This window comes from uncultured Campylobacter sp. (assembly GCF_938045595.1).
GTDB lineage: Bacteria > Campylobacterota > Campylobacteria > Campylobacterales > Campylobacteraceae > Campylobacter_B.
Genome location: NZ_CALIBB010000285.1, coordinates 1 through 2,892 on the forward strand (window position 1 = coordinate 1; position 2,892 = coordinate 2,892).

The following is a 2,892-nucleotide window of genomic DNA, read 5'->3' on the forward strand; positions in this document are numbered from 1 at the left end:
GGATTTTTTTATAGCAGATAATAGTTTATTTATAAGAATAGTAAATATAATAGGATTTCTTTTTCTTGCCTATCTATGTTATTTTTATATTGTAGTCTTACCAAAACAGCACAAAGAGATAGTAAATTTTCTAAAAGAGAAAAAACACCTTTCGGACGTTGAGGTAGAATTTTTAGAAAGCCTTAGCAGGTTTAACAATATATGGGATAACTTTAATAGACCATTTAGAGGCGTTAGATTTCAAGATGACGCTTTTATTATGGATTTAATGGTTTTAGTAAAAGACGTTAGAGATAGATACGCTATCATAAGTGCCAAAAGAGAGGCAATAGATAATTTTAAAATAGGTAATGAATAAGGATTTAAAATGCCTACGAAAGACGAAATTTTAACTTTGTTAAAATCCATAAAGCGGGATTATCAAAATTTTGGACTTAGTAAAATTGGACTTATCGGCAGCTACGCCAAAGGCACGTATAAAGAAAATAGCGATATTGATATAATATTTGACGTTACCGCCGAGCTTGACGAGCTAAGCAAAACCGACGACAAATGCGCTGTGGCTTATTTTGATATGATGTGCGATATAAAAAATCGCGTAGAGTTAAAATTTAACAAAAGCGTCGATGTCGTAGATACTGGCGGCTTGCAGCCTTTGAGAGTAAAAGAGCTATTTATCAAGGACGCGATTTATGCTTAATGGCGCTAATTTTAAAGTTACCGATGATGAATTTAATAAAATCGCCTCTTTGACTTAGAGAATTTCAGCGACAAATTTGCGCGGTACCTTGTCGGCATTATAAATTTATAGCCGCACGATATTTGTGCCTCTTGTATCCCGCGCCCCGTAAAATTTCTACACCGCCGCATGCGCCTTGAAATTTTTCAGACGCCGCGCCGCGCCGCAAAATTTTAGCCTGCGTGGCGCGAAATTTCGCTATTACCGCTCATGCCTCATAAATTTTAATTGATGCCTTTGCCGCGCCGCAAGCCCTGCAATAATGCGAGGCCGTGAAATACGTCCGTTTTATTCGCACAAAATTTCAAGCCGCCGCTTAGTTCCCTTCGCACAAAATTTCAAAGATGCCGCTAGCAGGAGAGATACACAGCGCGTATTTTAAGTGCCGCAGCACTCTAAGCGATGTGCTCGCGCCGCGCATGCCCCAGAAATTCTATGCTCGCAGAGCCTCTGGGCGCATTTTGACGATCTGCTGCCTCGGTTAAATTTCAAACTATCACAACATTAAAATTCTAAATTTCGTCGCGCTTCTGTCGCGCATAAAATTTCAAATCTCGCCGCCGCAGGTCGCGATCCGTTCCTTGCGAACGAAATTTTAGATCGCGCCGCAAGAGCTACGCTTCTGTGGAGGCGAGAAAATCCCTAATATTTTGCGCGATCATTTTTATCAGCCGCTTGCGGGCCTCTATGCTCGCCCATGCGATGTGAGGCGTGATGATGACATTGCGGCGATTTTTCACGCGCAGTAGCGGATGATCCGCTCTCATCGGCTCTGTTTGCAGCACGTCAAGTGCTACGCGCAGGCCTCGTTCGTCCACGGCGCGAGCTAGCGCGTCCTCATCCACGATGCCGCCGCGACCGAAATTCATCAAGATCGCCCCCTCTTTCATCTTCGCAAGCTCCGCCTCGCCGATCAATCCCGCCGTTTTTTCATTTAGCGGAGCGTGGATCGAAATAATGTCGCAAGCTCTCAAAAGCGCGTCCAGGCTCACTCTGGCAAACTCGCCGTTATCGTTTGCGCCGCTAGTGGAGTAGTATCTCACGTTTGCGCCGAACGCGGCGGCGATGCGGGCGAGCTTTACGCCGATCTGTCCAAGCCCGATGACGCCGAATTCTTTGCCGTAAATTTCGCTGATGGGCGCGTCAATGTGAGTAAAAATTTCGCTCTCGCACCATTTGCCGCTGCTGCTGTAATCCGCGTAGTATCCGAGCGCGTTGGTTAGCGCAAACAGCGACGCGAAGGTCTGCTGCACGACGCTGTTCGTCGAATAGCCCGCCACGTTTTTCACCGCGATGCCGCGAGCCTGCGCTGCCTGCATATCGATATTATTCGTGCCCGTGGCGCTTACGCAGATCAGCTTAAGCGCGGTTTGCGCCATGATCTCATCCGTGATTAGGACTTTGTTGGTTATGACGACGTCCGCACCGGCTAGGCGCTGCGCGGTTTGCGCGGGCTCGGTCATCTCGTAGCTTTCAAACTCGCCCAAGCTCGCGATCTCGCTAAGATCGGCATCGCCTCCCAGCGTCGCGGCATCCAAACATACGATTTTCATATTTTCCCCTTTGCGTTTTAAAATTTTAAGTCGTAGCAGCGCGGTTAAATTTAGCCGCTAAATTCCGTCGCGCGATTCGGAGCATGGCGCTTAAACGGCAAAATTTTAACTCTGCAAATTTAGCTATTGCGTAAATTTACTCTCGCGAAATTTTATTATCGCGAATTCCGCTCTTGCTAAAATTTTAATGCTCGCAGCGCGCGGGGCGTTAAATTTTAAAATTTTAACTCGCATTGAAGCAAACGTTAAATTTTACCGCCGCTGAAACCTGCGCCTAAATTTTGAAATTCTAATTTGCGCCGAAGCGAGAGATCAATTTTTGCCGCTCGCGTTAAAATTTTAAAATTTAGCTCGTGCAAATCTTAATTCGCACGGAATTTTAGACCGCGCCAATTTAGCCTGCACGAAATTTTATCCGCGCAGAATTTTGGTCGTGCCGCTACGTTAAATTTCGCCTCCGCCCGGCGATAAAATTTACCGCCGCGAGAGCCTTACCGCCAAAGCTATCGCCAAGAGTCGCCGCTCTAAAATTTCTCAAATTTTATAAAATTCGCCGCGCCGCTAATGCGCATCCTCGATGTAGTGCCCTACAAATTTTGA

Annotated in this window: 3 protein-coding genes; 2 read left to right on the forward strand and 1 reads right to left on the reverse strand. The window is 46.0% G+C overall.

All coding sequences use genetic code 11. The annotated features are described in order from the left end of the window. Together Q0340_RS11120 and Q0340_RS11125 are read left to right on the forward strand one after the other, a co-directional pair. A partial coding sequence (locus Q0340_RS11120; RefSeq protein ID WP_298083353.1) for a hypothetical protein occupies window positions 1–358 on the forward strand: 358 nt, incomplete at its 5' end. Window positions 359–367: 9 nt separating this feature from the next. Beyond that, window positions 368–700 carry a nucleotidyltransferase domain-containing protein gene (locus Q0340_RS11125; protein WP_297942758.1) on the forward strand — a complete coding sequence of 111 codons (333 nt, stop codon included), beginning with the start codon at window positions 368–370 and terminating at the stop codon, window positions 698–700. A 653-nt stretch (window positions 701–1,353) separates the two neighbouring features. Here the strand turns inward: Q0340_RS11125 and Q0340_RS11130 are convergent. Then, a complete protein-coding gene (locus Q0340_RS11130; protein ID WP_298083354.1) occupies window positions 1,354–2,292 on the reverse strand; it encodes a D-2-hydroxyacid dehydrogenase in 939 nt (312 codons plus the stop codon). Window positions 2,293–2,892 lie beyond the last annotated feature (600 nt).